At 46.4% G+C, this 16,644-nt stretch carries 13 protein-coding genes; 9 read left to right on the top strand and 4 right to left on the bottom strand.

Annotation, left to right across the window (positions count from 1 at the left end; genetic code table 11):
* Positions 1 to 19: 19 nt before the first annotated feature.
* Positions 20 to 2,671, bottom strand: coding sequence for a cation-translocating P-type ATPase (locus tag BMY78_RS23015; protein WP_090903720.1), 2,652 nt, complete (start codon positions 2,669 to 2,671; stop codon positions 20 to 22).
* A 298-nt stretch (positions 2,672 to 2,969) separates the two neighbouring features.
* Here BMY78_RS23015 and BMY78_RS23010 point away from each other — a divergent pair, with 298 nt between their 5' ends.
* From BMY78_RS23010 to BMY78_RS22995, 4 genes are all read left to right on the top strand, one after another.
* Positions 2,970 to 4,346 carry a PTS sugar transporter subunit IIC gene (locus tag BMY78_RS23010; RefSeq protein WP_090903719.1) on the top strand — a complete coding sequence of 459 codons (1,377 nt, stop codon included), beginning with the start codon at positions 2,970 to 2,972 and terminating at the stop codon, positions 4,344 to 4,346.
* 84 nt (positions 4,347 to 4,430) lie between these two features.
* Positions 4,431 to 6,041: a helix-turn-helix domain-containing protein gene (locus tag BMY78_RS23005; RefSeq protein WP_256222325.1), complete on the top strand. Its 1,611-nt coding sequence runs from the start codon at positions 4,431 to 4,433 to the stop codon at positions 6,039 to 6,041.
* 115 nt (positions 6,042 to 6,156) lie between these two features.
* Entirely contained in the window at positions 6,157 to 7,131 is a 975-nt protein-coding gene (locus BMY78_RS23000) for an ABC transporter substrate-binding protein (protein ID WP_090903718.1), read from the top strand.
* Entirely contained in the window at positions 7,132 to 8,169 is a 1,038-nt protein-coding gene (locus tag BMY78_RS22995; protein ID WP_090903717.1) for an NAD(P)/FAD-dependent oxidoreductase, read from the top strand.
* Between the two features lie 113 nt (positions 8,170 to 8,282).
* Here BMY78_RS22995 and BMY78_RS22990 read toward each other — a convergent pair whose 3' ends face one another.
* Positions 8,283 to 8,996, bottom strand: a complete 714-nt coding sequence (locus BMY78_RS22990; protein ID WP_090903716.1) for a MerR family transcriptional regulator — start codon at positions 8,994 to 8,996, stop codon at positions 8,283 to 8,285.
* Positions 8,997 to 9,107: 111 nt separating this feature from the next.
* Here BMY78_RS22990 and BMY78_RS22985 point away from each other — a divergent pair, with 111 nt between their 5' ends.
* Positions 9,108 to 10,040, top strand: coding sequence for an alpha/beta fold hydrolase (locus BMY78_RS22985; protein WP_256222324.1), 933 nt, complete (start codon positions 9,108 to 9,110; stop codon positions 10,038 to 10,040).
* A 23-nt stretch (positions 10,041 to 10,063) separates the two neighbouring features.
* Here BMY78_RS22985 and BMY78_RS22980 read toward each other — a convergent pair whose 3' ends face one another.
* Positions 10,064 to 10,834: an isoprenyl transferase gene (locus BMY78_RS22980; protein ID WP_256222323.1), complete on the bottom strand. Its 771-nt coding sequence runs from the start codon at positions 10,832 to 10,834 to the stop codon at positions 10,064 to 10,066.
* 361 nt (positions 10,835 to 11,195) lie between these two features.
* On the opposite strand from BMY78_RS22980, the gene BMY78_RS22975 reads away from it, so the two are divergent.
* Entirely contained in the window at positions 11,196 to 11,966 is a 771-nt protein-coding gene (locus tag BMY78_RS22975) for an SDR family NAD(P)-dependent oxidoreductase (RefSeq protein ID WP_090903715.1), read from the top strand.
* Positions 11,967 to 12,005: 39 nt separating this feature from the next.
* On the opposite strand, the gene BMY78_RS22970 is transcribed toward BMY78_RS22975, so the two are convergent.
* Positions 12,006 to 12,662, bottom strand: coding sequence for a TetR/AcrR family transcriptional regulator (locus BMY78_RS22970; protein WP_177185846.1), 657 nt, complete (start codon positions 12,660 to 12,662; stop codon positions 12,006 to 12,008).
* A gap of 156 nt (positions 12,663 to 12,818) precedes the next feature.
* Here BMY78_RS22970 and BMY78_RS22965 point away from each other — a divergent pair, with 156 nt between their 5' ends.
* The 3 genes from BMY78_RS22965 to BMY78_RS22955 all read left to right on the top strand — a co-directional run bounded on the left by BMY78_RS22965 (position 12,819) and on the right by BMY78_RS22955 (position 16,640).
* Complete coding sequence (locus BMY78_RS22965; RefSeq protein WP_090903713.1) at positions 12,819 to 13,361, top strand: CueP family metal-binding protein; 543 nt, start codon at positions 12,819 to 12,821, stop codon at positions 13,359 to 13,361.
* Positions 13,362 to 13,593: 232 nt separating this feature from the next.
* Positions 13,594 to 14,595 carry an ABC transporter substrate-binding protein gene (locus BMY78_RS22960; RefSeq protein WP_090903712.1) on the top strand — a complete coding sequence of 334 codons (1,002 nt, stop codon included), beginning with the start codon at positions 13,594 to 13,596 and terminating at the stop codon, positions 14,593 to 14,595.
* Complete coding sequence (locus BMY78_RS22955; RefSeq protein WP_090903711.1) at positions 14,592 to 16,640, top strand: iron ABC transporter permease; 2,049 nt, start codon at positions 14,592 to 14,594, stop codon at positions 16,638 to 16,640. Before BMY78_RS22960 ends, BMY78_RS22955 begins: the two co-directional genes overlap by 4 nt.
* Positions 16,641 to 16,644: the final 4 nt, after the last annotated feature.

Here is a 16,644-nt window from a genome sequence, read left to right as displayed (position 1 = left end):
CCATTTGCATGTATTCATTTTAGGACGCGGTAGCTTGTGTGCCACGATTGCGAATCCATTTGATCATATCCATCAGAATGACCGCGGCAAGAGCGAGTCCTCCTGCGATGAAGAACTCATTCCAGCCAAAGGCTGCCGGGATGGCGAAGATGCTGCGAACCCCTGGAATCAGCGTGATTCCATACAGGCAGAGACAAACCAGGATGGAGCCGAGGACATATTTGTTAGTGGTGAAGCCGACCTGGAAAATCGTCTGTGTGTTGGAGCGCGCTGCAAAAGTTTGCAGACTCCGTGCCAGAATTAGGGTTGTAAAGGCCATTGCCACACTCATTTCCTCCGAGATCCCAAGTCCAATATATTGGGACACGATGACAGCCACCCCGATCAGAACACCACGTGTGATAACAGCCTGCAACGTTCCGCCGGCAAAAATGCCTTCGTTGATATCCCGCGGTTTGCGCCGCATGACATCCGGTTCAGCTTTTTCCGTACCCAGTGCAATGGCAGGCAGGGAGTCATTCACCAGATTGATGAAGAGCAGCTGGAGAGCCGTGAAGGGGTTGACCCAACCGACCACTAGTGCAAACAAAATGGCGATAATTGCCCCGAGGTTTCCTGCAAACAGATACGCAATGGCTTTTTTGATATTATCAAATACCATCCGCCCGACACTGACTGCATTCACGATGGAGACAAAGTTATCATCTGTCAAAATCATGGCTGCCGCGTCTTTCGCGACATCCGTCCCGCTGCCCATCGCTACGCCGATGTCAGCCTGCTTTAATGCGGGTGCATCGTTGACACCGTCTCCGGTCATCGCTGCAATCTTGCCTTTGCGCTGCCACGCACGTACGATGCGGATTTTATTTTCAGGAGATACACGTGCATACACCGAGATATGTTCGAGCTGCTGATCGAGTTCTTCATCGGAAAGTTTGTCCAGCTCTGCTCCGGTAAGGGCCAGATCGTCAGGGCCTGCAAGTCCGATATCCACACCGATCGCTTGGGCTGTTGTTTTGTGGTCGCCTGTAATCATGATGGTGCGAATGCCCGCCTTTTTGGACTCTTCGATGGAACCATATACCGCTTCACGCGGTGGATCAATCATGGCTGTCAGACCAACAAGCGTTAGATCATGTTCATCCTCGATCGTGAGCTGATCTTTGTCATCAAACTTTTTGTAGGCGTAGGCCAGCACACGAAAGGCGCGTTTGGAGAACGCTTCATTCTTTTCTTCAAACTGCGTGCGAATCTCAGGTGTCAATGGCTGAACTTCTCCGTTCATAAACACATGACTGCAGCGACTGAACAGGACATCCGGGCCACCTTTGGTCAGCAAAGCCGTCTGTCCTTCAAATGTATGCACGGTACTCATCAATTTCCGATCCGAGTCAAAAGGAAGCTCGGCTTCACGCGGAAACTGGTCACGAATTTCATTGTAATCCTTGTTCACCCGGTTACTGAAGGCAATGAGCGCCACCTCGGTTGGGTCACCAAGTTCCTTGCCTTCCTCATTAATATTCGAATCATTGCAGAGTACTGCAATATGTAACAAACGGCGTTCCTCTGCAGACCACTGTTTGGGATCAGCGGGGAATTGGTCTTTGGTGCCATGGGGAATGTAATAGTCCACCACAGTCATCTTGTTTTGAGTGAGTGTTCCTGTTTTGTCGGTACAGATGATGCTGGCAGAACCCAAAGCTTCCACGGCAGGAAGACGTCTGATGATGGCGTGCTGCTTGGCCATTTTATTCGTTCCCAGAGACAATACAATCGTTACAATGGAGGAAAGGGCTTCCGGGATGGCGGCGACAGCGACGGCAACTGCGAACATTAGAGCATTCACAATAGATGGCCCGATATTTTCCGTCCCTTCGGTTAACCAGACACGTCCTGCTTCGATGGCAAAAATCAAGATCGACAAGCCCAGGATAAAGAAGCCCAGCTTCTTACTAAACGATTCCAATTTGCGTTGCAGCGGGGTTTCCTTCGCTTCTGCATTTTCAATCAATTCGGCAATCTTACCGATTTCCGTTTTCAGCGCTGTACCCGTAATGACGAGCGTACCCCGACCATACACCACTAGTGATCCACTGAATGCCGTATTGCGACGGTCACCGATCGGAGCTTCTTCCGGGATGGCATCTGCGTGTTTCTCCGCTGCTTCGGATTCTCCTGTCAGCATGCCTTCGTTGATTCGCAAGCTGCCTGATTCCAAAATGCGGCCGTCTGCCGGGACATAGTCCCCTGCATCCAGCAAGACAATATCGCCGGGAACGAGTTCCCGCGCGGGAATCGTTTTTTTCTGCCCGTCACGAATGACTTTGGCTTCGGGAGCAGACATTTGCCGGAGTGCATCCAGAGAACTTTCGGCTTTTTTGGTCTGTACAACACTGATTACCGCATTTAACAGAATGACGAGAAAAATAATTAGCGATTCGATCAGGTGTCCAAGGACGATCTGAACAGCGGCTGCGATCAGCAGCACGATCACCATGGGATCTTTAAAATTTTCAATAAACAGTCTCCAGACGGGTGTTGCAGCTTTTCCTTTTATCTCATTATAGCCTTCCGTCCCCAGTCTCTTCGCAGCTTCAGCAGTTGTGAGCCCATCCGTGGAACTCTGAACGTCCTGAAGCGTCTCCTCTGCACTGTGTCTGTAATATTGCAAATGACCAGCTCCTTGGATCATAGATTTCGGATATTAGATTTCTTTGTCTATATAACCTTGCAGGCGGCTAAGAATCAGTGAAACTTTATCAAATTGATGAACTCCATAGGTAGAATCTCCGCGTCTGGTGAATCTCATTCGTTTGCTATTAATTAGGTCATTATACCTTGCGCAAAAACCATGAAATAAAAGGGGAATTAGTTTTTTTATCCTATTGAAGTTTTTTCGTGGAAATGTGTATATAGATAAGGGCGCATCATAAAACTCGGGTTTACCGCAGCATAAGGAGAAGGTACATATGAATGACAAGCAAATCGAAGCACTGTTGAAACTCGCAGGGGGAAAGGAAAATATTCGTCAAGTCCAGCGTGACATGGATACCACTACGTTGATATTGCGTGACCGCAATCGAATGGATATATCAGTATCTGATGTATTGGATCTTGGCGTCGATATTCGTATAACAGGAGAGTATTGCTCTATATCACATGAGGACGAATCCTCCCAACTATATAATACGCTACAGGGCATGGGAGTGGGGAAAGCAGAAGGGGGCGCACTGCCAGAAATAAGGCGTACCCGTAAAAAATCATTGTTATATTTTATTTCCGATGTGTTCAGGCCTCTGATGCCCGCCATCCTGGGCGCTGCAGTGCTCAAGATTGTGCTAGCCATCATTACGTTATTTAACGTTTACAGTTCTACAGATTCCTCTTCGTTGATGGACAGTCAGACATTCCTGATATTTAAATCCATTGGAGATAGTGTGTATTATCTGTTGCCCATCCTGGTAGCCATCAGTACAGCCTATCGGTTAAAAAGCAATGTTTATGTTGCCGCAGCGATTGGTGGACTAATGTTCTACCCGCAAATGACCGCTTTATTGTCAGGTGAAGAGGATGTTCACTTTATGGGAGTACCCATCGTGTCACAAGCGTTCTTTTTTTCAGCTTCCATTTGGGTGATTTTGACGATATGTGCGTTGTCCTATCTGGAAAGAGTCGTTGAGCGAATAAGCCCAAGAGTCTTTAAAGGAATTCTTGCTCCATTGTTGACGTTTCTGATTCTCGTTCCACTGGTTCTAATCATACTTGGTCCAATCGGTACTTGGATTGATCAGCAGTTACCGGATGTTGTCGATTCATTACTGAATGATGCCCCGGTTGTTGCCATTATGCTACTGGGAGCGGTTTATTCCCTAATGATGATCGCTGGATTACATTACTGGCTTTTACCTATGATAATCAATGAATTGATGGTGAATGGTTACTCCCTCATTCTCCCTGTCATGTTAGTTGCCTTCGTTGCACAAGCAGGAGCTTCACTGGCTACTGGGCTGAGAAGCAAACGGCGGGAATTCAGGAAGCTGGCTTTCTGGGCAACAGGAACAGCTCTATTAGGTGTTCCAGAGCCTGCGATGTATGCGGTCAATATGAGAAAGAGGGCTTCATTTTATTCGGCATTGCTGGGCGGTGCTGCAGGAGGACTGTATTTCGGGCTGTTGTACGTCAAAGCAGTTGCATTGGGTGGGTCCGGAAGTCTACTGGAACTTCCGCTATTTATGGAAGTAGGGAGTCTGAATCTGCTGCATGTCTGTGTGGGTATAATTGTTTCCTTCTGTGTGTCAGGTGTATTCACCTACTGGATGTTAGGAAAGGAACGGAAACACGTATAAATTAAGAAAAGCCCGTACCTGATGGTGCGGGTTTTCGTGTATTGTAGAGTTAATAACACGACGGCCGCAGAAAGGATAACAAAAATGCCCAACAACATAGAGTGGATGGCTCAATGGAAGTCAACCCAGCCACTGACAGACCAATGGATGACTGGGGGCAAGCTGCATCACTTTTCAAGTCATGCCTTGCTACTTATCCTCGACGGGAAAGCGATCTGGAATATTAATGGTCATAGGGTCCAGGTATCTTATGGGGAGTTAATTGCTGTGCAAGAAAACTCTGTGATTGAAGTGATTGAGGGTGGCAATCTGGATCTGGCCGGATGGCATGTTCAGTTTGATACATACACGATGTTCCCAGATCGAGGTGAAGTGGAAAAATATGAATGGCATGTACCGTCAGGAGACACGTATCAAAAAGTGAAATTAACCGGTGGCACACTGGCGAGTCTCAGCCTACATTGGAGTGAAGCGGGTTCTCCTGATCCCAATGCCATCCGGGTTAGAAATCAGCTTTTGGTGTATGAACTGCTGCAACATGTATACCGGGAGTTGATGGAAGAGGAGCCGACTGTTGAACAAGGCATTCTTCGTTCTGTGGATTACATGCAGCAGCATTATGAACAGGTCATCACACGAAAGCAATTGGCTGAGATCGCAGGCATCAGTCCCTGGCATTATTCCCGCAAATTCAGTGAGCGTTATGGAAAGCCGCCTCTGGATTACCTCGCTTATTATCGAATCTATCGTGCTCAAGAGGAGCTGTTGTTAACAACGGCGACATCTCAGGACATTGCGAAGAAGACTGGATTCGAGGATGCACATTATTTCAGTCGTCGTTTCAAACAGTTAACGGGTGTGTCCCCGAGAAATTATGCACAAACGCTGCCCCAGCGTAAAATCGTATGTCTTTCCCCGCTTTGTGCGGAAATGATGATTCACTTGGGGATTATTCCACATGCCGTTGTGGTAACTCCTTTGCTTTTGCCTGAACATCAACATGAACTATTTGACATGCATCAGGTGAAGATGATGGAAGTGTCGCAATATGAGCTGGATGTGGAACAGATTCGGCAAGTTCAGCCCGAATGGATTGTGGGAAACTTTTGGACAGAAGAGATCAAGCAAAGACTGCGCACAATTTCGCCTATTATAACCGGTTTAAATAACGATGTGGAGGCTCTGCTCCATCAACTGGCAAGCGTGTTTCATCGAGAAGATACTGCCCATAAACTTCATACGCAGATGAAATTGGAAGTAAACAAAGCACAGCAGCAACTACAGCATCTTGTCCAATCTTCCACTACCGTGATGGTACTGAGGGTAGAACCGTTTGGTTATCGTTATATGGGTGGTCATTCTAATGGGGTATCCCATTTACTGTACGAACAGCTCCGTTTAACTCTGCCGCAGCCATTGCAATCAGGGGAGGCGTGGTTTAATCCTTGCTCACTCGACTTGTTGGCCAAAGCCAATCCCGATTACCTCTTTGTGGAGAAACGAGTCATGCAGCACTTTAGTGCTGAAGAAAATATGAAGAAGTTGGTGGAGAGCTTCCAATGGAATGACTTGAAGGCTGTAAAAAACAACAGGGTATTTCTCGTGGATACTCGCCTGTGGGTGGATGGCCGTGGAATTATCGGACACCAAATGATTTTGAATGAAATTGTGAATAGTCTGGTCACCAATGTATGATAGAGCACAATAATCCAACGGAATACGCACCATCTCCTATGGAAGGAACGCTTCCTATTTGCTAGTATTTGATAATAATTATCATTATCAATATTACATAAGGGGCGAGTAGACCATGTCACGAAGGTTTAAGGGTTTTGGAATGGTGCTGTTGGCGCTAAGTTTGGTGCTTTCCGCCTGTTCCGGTACTTCTGATAAGGAAGTGGAAGCTTCAGCAAAAACGGCAGGGAAAAATGAAACGAAGGTTGTTCGGGATCAGTTTGGAGAGGTGACGATTCCTACGAATCCTCAAAATATGCTTGTACTGGATTCTATCTATGCCGAGTACTTAATTGAGATGGGCGTTACACCGCAGATGGTTATATTTGTTCCGGAGATTGAACCGGAATATCGTGCGTCTTATTTTGAGGAACATGGGGTCCAAATGATTGAAGCGGAACAATATCAATATAATTATGAACAATTGCTCACGTTGTCACCTGATATGATTGTTAGCGCGGGCGTAGGCATGGAACAAGGCGTATATGATGAACTATCCAAGATTGCTCCAACGGTCGCTCTGGATTCCAACAGTGAAATGCAGATGGCCATGCCGAAGCTGGCTGCGGTCTTTGACAAGACAGAGGAATCTGCCAAAGTGCTGGCTGAATTTGATGAGAAGGCGAAGCAGGCACAGGAGAAAATTTCTCAAGCCATCGGCGACAAAACCGTGCTGGTTCTTCGAGTGGAGCACAATCGTTACCGTTTCATGGGTCCCAAAGGAGGAAGCAGCAGTGTCTTTTTCTATGAAACCTTGGGTCTGAACAGCCCTGAAGTTATCAAAGACTCTACAGATTGGTTTAGCCAGTTTTCCCTGGAATTTTTGCCGGAAATGAACCCGGATTATATTTTTCTAGAAGACAGGACGCTGAAAGGCTATGATACGAAGGAATCCATGGATAATCTGAAAGAAAGCAAAGTGTGGGCAAGCTTGAACGCAGTGAAAGACAATCATGTCTTTCCGCTGAAAACGAGTGATTTTGTAACAGGTGTGGGTCCGATTGGGTCGGCCAATTTGTTGGATTATGTCGTTGAAAAGTTGGTGCCCTAAATGAATACTGGAGCGGAGCAGCAATTGGACATTTACGATATTACGATTGTTGGTGGTGGACCTGCAGGAATGTATGCTGCATTTTACAGCGGGATGAGAGCCATGCGTACCAAAATCATTGAAGCCAAACAGGAATTGGGCGGATTTATGCGTACGTACCCGGAGAAACTGGTCTGGGATGTAGGTGGAGTTGATCCGATTCGTTGTGAGAAATTGATCGATTCCCTGGAAAGACAGGCAAGAACCTTCGATCCAACCATTGTATTCGGCCAGGAAATTGCTCAGATGGAACGACGCGATGATCAAGTGTTTGTACTCACCTCAAAGACAGGAGAGCGTCATTACACGCGTACGATCTTGTTATGTGCAGGCAGAGGCATGACGCAGGTTCAGAAGCTGGACATTGAGGGCGCAAATCGGTATGAGCTGACGAACCTGCACTATACCATTACGGATCTGTCCAGATTCAAATATAAGCGTGTGCTGATCTCTGGAGGCGGGGATTCCGCAATAGATTGGGCGAATGAAATGGAGGGATTGGCACGAGAGGTCATCGTAGTGCACAGACGACAGGAGTTTACGGCACATGAGCTGCCTGTTGCCCAGATGAAAGCTTTTGCCCAAGTCTTGACCCCTTACAGCATATCGCGCCTATATGGTACAGGAGACAAAATAGGCCGTGTTGAACTGGTCCATGTAGACAATGAAGAAATCATGCCAATTGAAGTGGATGAAGTGGTTGTAAGCCATGGATACGATCGTGATTTCGGTAACTTGGTCCATTGGGGACTGGAACGTGAAGATTACGGTATCTCGGTTGATCCGCGAATGTGCACAAGTCAGCCGGGAATATTCGGAGCAGGTGATTTCATTACCTATGGAAGCAAAGTCCGTCTGATTGCTGGTGCATTTAATGATGCCGTACTGGCAGTAAACAGTGCCAAGCTCTATCTGGAGCCGACCGCTTCCGATATGGCAGGGGTATCGTCCCATAATGCAAGGTTCTTTGAGAAAAACAAAGCTATTTCTACCTTGTAAATCAGCATGTGTAGAACGTGAAGTAATAGTAAGAAGCCCGACCCGTGTTGAGAATTTCTCGGATATGGTCGGGCTTCTTTCATTAAAACTTCCAACCAGAACTAACCAATAGGTTATCCTTGTGATTCCTGAAGTAACTCAATATATGTCATAAGTTCCTTCACGCCTGCAAATTGCAGAGTCAGTTGGTTGTTAAGCTTTTGCAGGGCCAGCTGGAAGGCTTTATTGATCTGTGTATAATCCTGCGTGCCGACAGTGTTCAGAAGCTCTTTCATATGTTCAATGTAGTAGACGGATTTTCTTAAACTGCTAATGACCAATATCTTTCTTAACTCGGCTCGGGTATACATTCGATAACCGTTGTTAGGGTCTCTTTCGGAGCAAATTAAGCCTTCGGTTTCCCAATGCCTGATAGCAGAAGTGTTGACCCCGGCTGCTTCGGCAGCTTTTCCAATCGTCATCGCCTCCGTCGTTCCCCTCTTTTGATCGTTAGCAAAATCCACCTGTTGCACCATCTTCCATATGTCTTCCATTCGTTGCTTCTCCAGTTGGCTGTTGTACAGCTGCTGGTTCATAAGCCAGAGAGCATCCATCGTATCGCCCTGTTTTACTTTTCTCATAACCTCGTATACAACGGGAATCTCATATCCTTTCAATAATAAACGAATGGCAACAAAAGACTGAAGATGAACAGGGGTATAGTACCTGTGATTACTGACGGTCCGTGGAACGTCGGGAATGAGGTTCTCCTTTTCATACCGTCGCAGTGTAGTCGTACTTACATCCAGCCTTGTGGCAATCTGCCCAGGTGTATATGCTCGGTTCATGTTTCTTCTCCTCATGCTTCAAGTAAAACCTTCAAGTGCTACACTAACATACAACCCGCCAAAGTCCATATTTTATCCACATTTTATATTGAAAACCGGAAGATTGCATCCATGTTATACACTGAGGATATCAACAGTAAAGGACTGGTTCAATTGCAGAAAATGATTACTTTGTTAAATGGTTCGCAGCTTGAAGTGGGTCTGACGGGAGCGCAAGATCGTAGCGTCATTATGCTGCCCACAGCCAAAAAGCCCGTAACCGGACAAGAAGCCGAAACCCTAAAGTTATGGGGGGTTGATCCTGAATTGAGTGCAAAGTTTATCGACGGACTTTCCGGTGAATTTCAGATCCTGCATTTTGATTATGAAGGCCACTACATGGCACATCCCCATCCGGAACATTTTACGCCTGAATATATCGCTCAGGATTTGTTACGAATTGCGGATCAGATGAATGTGAATCGATTTAGTTATTATGGATACTCCTGGCTGGCTCTTGTCGGGCTTCAGTTAGCCCTACGGACTGACCGCATGGAAAGTCTCATTATGGGAGGATTCCCGCCATACGAAGGGCCGTATGATGAAATGCGAGTAGTGACCACAAAGACATATGAGGGAGCATTGAAGCAGCATGAAGAATCGGGAGAAATACACTCAGCAGAAGCTCTAATGAAAGTAGAAGAATTGAGTCTGGATCAATTGGATTGGGACAACGTGGAGTTAAAGATCGATCCGGCTCAAACGAAACAATTTGCGACCTTGTATCAAGGTTTAATTGATTTCGATGACCAACGTATTCAAACTCAGTTGAATATCCCCAGATTGGCTTTTGCAGGAGAGAGAGATACGATTGTGTATGGTGAGAAATTTGGCAGTGTGACGGTGGATATCGCTGGACGATTGCAAAAGCATAAACCCGTTCTTGAAAACCTCGGCTGGACCGTCGACATCATCAAGGGAGCGGATATGGATCACACCAAAGCGATGCAGCCCAGTACCGTTCTCCCTATTATCCTTCCCTGGTTAAAAGCTCATTTAAGCTGAGGATCAGCAGAAACAATGTTGGATTACTGCGTTACATCGTCTAATGCTCTTTGTTTGCGCTGCTGATAATCCAGAATGGATTCGTATAACAATTGCTCGTTGAAATCCGGCCACATCACGTCCGTAAACCAGAGCTCGGAATAAGCGGCTTGCCATAATAGGAAATTGCTTAACCGTTTCTCCCCACTGGTTCGGATTAGCAGATCGGGGGCAGGATTGAGTCCGGTATACAAAAACTTTTCGAATTCCGCCTCGGAGATTTCCGGGGTTTCTTTGTTTTCTTCATTGTTTTCAACGATGTACGTTTTGATCGCTTGCACAATATCGTTTTTACCCCCATAATTCATCGCAAAATACACAGCCATCCCACTGTTCGTTTGGGTTAGTTCCACCACTTTGCGCATCGCTTCCTGTGTTTCGTCTGGGAATTTTGAGATATCTCCAATAAAATTAACTTTGATATTATTCTGATTCAGTTCCTGAACAGTTGTATCCTGTACAAATTCGACCACCAGACTAATGATGTAGTCGACCTCATCCTTGGGCCTTTTCCAGTTTTCCGTAGAGAAGGCGTAAAGAGTGAGCGAAGCAATCCCGTTTTTGTGGCACATGCTTATCGTTTCCCGCATCGTCTGCATTCCTGCATAGTGCCCGGCACTTCGAGGCAGTCCTCTTCTCGTCGCCCATCTTCCATTTCCATCCATCATAATTGCGATATGCTTCGGGATGAATCCGTTCCAGTCGATGGAATGGATGGTATTAGGTTTTTCTTTATGTATACGGTTCCATTTCAATGGCAATTCCTCCTGATCCTCAAGCTAGAATGAGTTAGACTCGTAAAATGAATTCAAATATTCAAAATGATTCCCATAATTTACGTCTATTATATAGGATTGCACAGGGACAAGCCATGATAGGTTTACAATGTCACCAAGATGCAGAAGGATCACCTCGATGTTAAACAACAAATAACCCTTCATCTGTGGGATTACTTACAGGGAATGAACAGAGCCGCACACAACTATCGGTTATCCTACAAAAGCCTGCTCGTTTGCTGATTGAAAGAGCTTTCATTTCATCCGTATACTAAAGGTGTCAACAAGGTCGGATGTGTCTTATAGAGCATCCATCTTCATTTGGAAAGGATGATTGGACATGGGAAGATTAACTGGAAAAGTTGCAATTATAACCGGTGCCGCGAGTGGTATGGGATTGGCTGGGGCTCAATTGTTTGCCAGAGAAGGAGCGAAGGTAGTTGCTACCGATGTAGCGATTGACGCTTTGCAGGAGCAAGTGAAACAGATCGAAGCTGACGGCGGCGAAGCGATTGCAGTAAAGCTGGATGTATCCAGTCCGGAATCATGGAATGCAGTTGTGGAAGAAACCATCGCAAACTATGGAAAAATTGATATTCTGGTCAACAATGCCGGCATTCACATCGCCAAAGGCATTCTGGAAGCAGAATTGGAAGATTGGGACAAGGTCATGTCCATTAACGGTACAGGTGTATGGCTGGGAATGAAGGCGGTTATCCCTTATATGCAGCAAAATGGACAAGGCTCCATCGTAAATACGTCCTCCATCGCTGCCATCATTGGCGGAATCGCCGATGCCCAGGGCGCAGCATACAGTGCTTCCAAGGGATCTGTGCGTTCACTGACCAAACATGGTGCACAATGGTTCGCCAAAGATAACATTCGTGTGAACTCTGTACATCCAGGGGCTGTGTTTACCGGCATGGTGGAAAAAGCGGGCATCAAGTCCCAAGTGGAGATGGGAGAGCATTACAAAAATCTCGCCCCACTGCCTCCGCATGCCGGAGAGTCCATGGATATCGCCTATGCCTACTTGTTCTTAGCTTCTGATGAATCCAAATTTATCACGGGTGTTGAGCTGCCAGTAGATGGTGGCTGGATTAGCAACTAACAGCAAAGTGATCGAAGCATTCAAAGAGGTACTGGTTTCTCAGTTGTCATGAGAGGCGGTGCCTCTTTCCATTTCATCCAATGATGGATTCAAATTCGAACGGTAAACTTCATTGGAGCGATTCATGCGTGTAAATTCCAGCAGCTGCTCCGCCATATAGGAGGCACTGTATTTGAAGTTGCTTTGCACCCATCCTGTAATTAAACCAAGAACTGCATTGGCCTGGTAACAGGCAAGAAGCTCCTTGTTCACTCGGGGGTCTGGCGACATATCGGTTACATCCTCCAGATACAGAGTTTTGAGCGTTTCATAGAGTGTATCCCGAAAACCTGAAAGCATGTTTGTGTTAACCAGCAAGGCATAGAAGGTGCCATGGCCAAGAACATGGTCGAAAATTTTGATAGCTGAAGCGTTCAGGTCCATGATTCCGAAATCCCGGTAGTGCTGGTAAGGGGCACGGTAGGCGAAGATCAGATCTGCCATCACGTCTTTCAAAATTTCGTTGAGCAAGTCTTCTCTATATACATAATGTTTGTAAAAGGTACTGCGGTTCACATCGGCCAATTTCACGATATCGGTGATGGTAATACTCTCGAACGGCTTACGCGACATCCATTCTAACAATGAGGCTTTCAGGGCCTGTTTGGATCTGTGGACTCTGCGATCCATGTCGGGTATAGATAGGGATTTATGCATTATACACATCCTCCTTTGCTGATCAATGATACATCTAACATGATGCGAAAGAAGCATACAAATATGTGAATAAATGGTGAATTACATGCGCTTTCAGTCCATGATGGTTCGTTCTACATTATAATAAACCAAAACGGACGAGGAGATGAACTCCAGTTGAAAAAACAAATGTGGATCATTACCGGCTTTGTAGTTGTAATTGTGTTGGGGGCCTATCTGATAGCAAACCTTGTGGGGAAAGAAGAAGCAGATAAGGCGGAAGCGCCCAATATCAAGAAAATAGTAGAAGATATCAGTACAGGCAAGGAGACACCGGAATCGGCCTCCATTAATGCCACCCAGTTAATCGTCACGGATAAAGGTAACCAAACGACAACCTACGACTTGCCTCAAAATGAATTTTTCCTTTCCATTGCACCCTATGTGGAACAGACTCATCCTTGTGCAATTCATAGCCTAACCGGATGTCAGGGCGAAATGAAAAATAAGAAGTTCATTGTGACGATTCATGATTCCGAAGGGAATACGCTCATGAAGGATGCTGAGATGAAGGCCGGCTCCAACGGTTTTATGGATTTTTGGCTAGCCAGAGATAAATCATACCTCATTCGTGTGGTGCATGATGGAAAGGTTGCAGAGACACAGCTATCTACCTATGAAGAAGATAATACGTGCATCACAACGATGCAGTTGAGTTAAAACGTCGTACGGTGCATTCTATCATCTTTTCAAAACTTTCGATGTGATCCAGACCCGCCTTGAATTGCGGGTTCTTTCATTTTTTCCTGTTCATGCGATGACAGGGAAGGTTTTGAACATGAAAAATAATAACTCTTTTGAATTGACAAAATCGCAATTCTACTGGATAATCCATTAGTGATAATGATAATTGTTATCATATAAATACATATAAATAGGGGAGAAAAGAGATATGAAAAAAGGATTAAAAGGACTTTTGATCATGCTGACGTTTGTGCTAGTCCTGGCAGGATGCGGTAAAGCCAATACTACTACAGATGCAAGTAAGGATGCTGATTCCGGTAGTGCTCCGGCAGAAGAGACAGCAGGTCCTGTGACGGTGAAGCATAAACGCGGAGAGCTGACGCTGGACAAGCCTGCAGAGCGAGTGGTTACGTTGGAATGGACATACACCGAAGATGTGGTTGCATTGGGCGTTCAACCAGTTGGTAATGCAGATAACGCCAATTACAAAGTATATGTATCATCCGAAGCAGGGCTGGATGACAGTGTAACGGATATTGGAACTCGGAGTGAGCCGAATCTGGAAGCCATCGCTGCATTGAAGCCGGATCTCATTATTGCCAATGCAGACAATAATAATGCGGTTTACGATCAGCTTAATGCAATTGCACCAACGATCGAATACGACCCGTATGATGGCGATGGCTATAATTATGACAAAATGACAGAGATCTTTAATAACATCGCAACTGCCCTTGGTAAAGAGGACAAAGCGAAGCAAGTACTAGATGAACTGGATCAGCATTATGCAGAAGCCAAAGAAAAACTGGCTGCTGCAGGTAAAGATAATTTCCACTTTGCTCTGACACAGGCATTCACGTATCAAAATGCGGCCAGTCTGCGCATGTTTACCGATAACTCGGTCGTGATTGGAACGTTGAACAAGATTGGTTTGGTTAACGATTGGCAGCCGGAAAAATTAGAAGGTTATGGTTTCTCTACAGTGGGGATTGAATCCTTATCTGATGTACAGGATAGTAACTTCATTTATATTACACAGCCAGACGATGATGTTTTTGGCACAGCAATGAAAGATAATTCGGTGTGGAACGGACTCAACTTTGTCAAGGAAAAACGCACATATCAACTGGATAGCACGACATGGACATTTGGTGGACCCATTTCCTCCAAAGCGTTGGTTGATGGCGTTGTTGAGGCGATTACCAAATGAGTTCGGTTCAGGCAACTAGGCCAGCAATGAACTGGCGTACAATAAGCATATATGGGGGCGGTCTATCCGCTCTCATCGTGCTTTTTTTTGTAAGCCTTTGTTATGGTGAAGCAGCCATTTCATTACACACCGTTTGGGACGCACTTACTGGCAGACAGAATACTTTAGAGCACAATATGATTTGGGATTTGCGTATGCCACGTACGGTTATTGGTATTATTGCAGGAGGGGCTTTGGCTGTAGCGGGAGCGCTGTTACAGACGATTACTCGAAATCCGCTCGCTGCATCAGACACGCTGGGCATTAATGCAGGAGCGTACTTTATCGTGGTGCTGGGAACCATTCTTTTTCCGGGCTTGCTCGGTCAGTCACCTTTTCTATTTGCAGCTCTTGGTGGTCTGGTGGCAGCATTCGCAGCTTATTTCATGGGTGGCGGACGAAGATCCAGCCCGGTACGACTTGCATTGTCCGGTATGATTGTGTCTATGGTGCTTGGTTCATTTACAAGCGCACTGCATATTTTTTTCTCCATGGAAACGCAGGGGCTGTTTCTTTGGGGTTCAGGAACACTCGTCCAGAATGACTGGAGTGGCGTAGCTTATGCATGGCCATGGGTGATTGGTATTACTATTCTCGCGCTAATCTTGTCCAGACAGTGGGATATGCTGGAGCTGGATGAATCAACGGCGTCCTCATTGGGACAAAAGGTTGGACTCGCTCGTGCCGGTGGTTTGATTATCGCGGTATTGCTGGCTGCGGTGATTGTCAGTGTAATCGGGCCAATTGGCTTCGTGGGACTCGTGGCACCACATTTAGTCCGATTGAGTGGAGTACGCTCCAATCGGTTAGTGCTGCCCGGTGTTTTTATATGGGGAGCGGCTCTCCTGGTTGGTGCGGACGTACTCGCCAAGATGGTGCATAACTCCAGCATGGAGCTGCCGACAGGTGCTGTAATGGCGATTATTGGTGCACCGTGGCTGATCTGGCTTGTACTCACACGCATGAAGGCAGCGAACGGGTCGGGCATGTCCACTTCAATGAGCACAGGAACACCTTCACGTCGCTTTGCATTCGGCCCAGTGGCTGTCATATTTTCGGTCATCACTGTAGTGCTGATCTTGCTAAGTACCATGTTTGGCGGTATGCGAATTCCGCTGGCTGATCTGTTACCAAGTCTATTCCAATCAGATGGACTATTCTCTGCGTTGGTTCAACTTCGAATTCCGCGTACGCTAGTTGCCGCAGGTGCAGGGGCTGCACTGGCGATCAGCGGTGTGCTCATTCAGATGGCGGTACGTAATCCGCTGGCGGATGCCTCAATTGTTGGGGTATCCTCTGGTGCAGGGCTTGGAGCAATGATGGTCATCATTTTGTTCCCGGGTCTTCCTATGTATTTGCTGCCGATCGCGGCAATCATCGGTGCAGCCATCGCCGCAGTAGTTGTTTTCTCCCTCTCTTGGAAAAAAGGGCTGAACCCATCTGCGGTTGTGCTGCTGGGAATTGCGATGTCTGCCATTGCAGGAGCAGGAATTCAGATTCTGATTGTCCGTGGTGCGGTATACGGTAGTAGTGGATACATCTGGCTAACAGGGAGTACCTATGCCCGGACCTGGGATCAGGTTAAAATTATCGGCCTGTTTTTAATTATTCTGGTTCCGGTAGCCTGGTGGTTGGCTCGCAGATTTGAATTGTTGGTATTCGACGACAATAGCGCATCAGGACTTGGACTGAGCGTGCGGCGAACACGATTACTAGCAATGACGACAGGGGTGTTACTAGCAGCAGGGGCTGTTGCCTGTGTAGGGACTGTCGGCTTTATCGGTCTTATTGCACCCCATATGGTTCGCTTGCTCACGGGACACAAATTAAGACGATCGATGTTTTTATCCGCATTGGCGGGGGCTGTCATGCTGGTGCTGGCCGATACGATCGGGAGAACTGTCATGGCGCCAACAGAGATTCCATCCGGAATACTCATTGCGATCATTGGCACACCGTATTTCCTGTATCTGATGTATCGTTCCAACTTGCGCAAGTCAATATAATTTT

It is taken from the genome of Paenibacillus sp. OK076 (assembly GCF_900110055.1).
Lineage (GTDB): Bacteria > Bacillota > Bacilli > Paenibacillales > Paenibacillaceae > Paenibacillus.
This window is presented reverse-complemented; position numbering and strand designations above follow the sequence as displayed.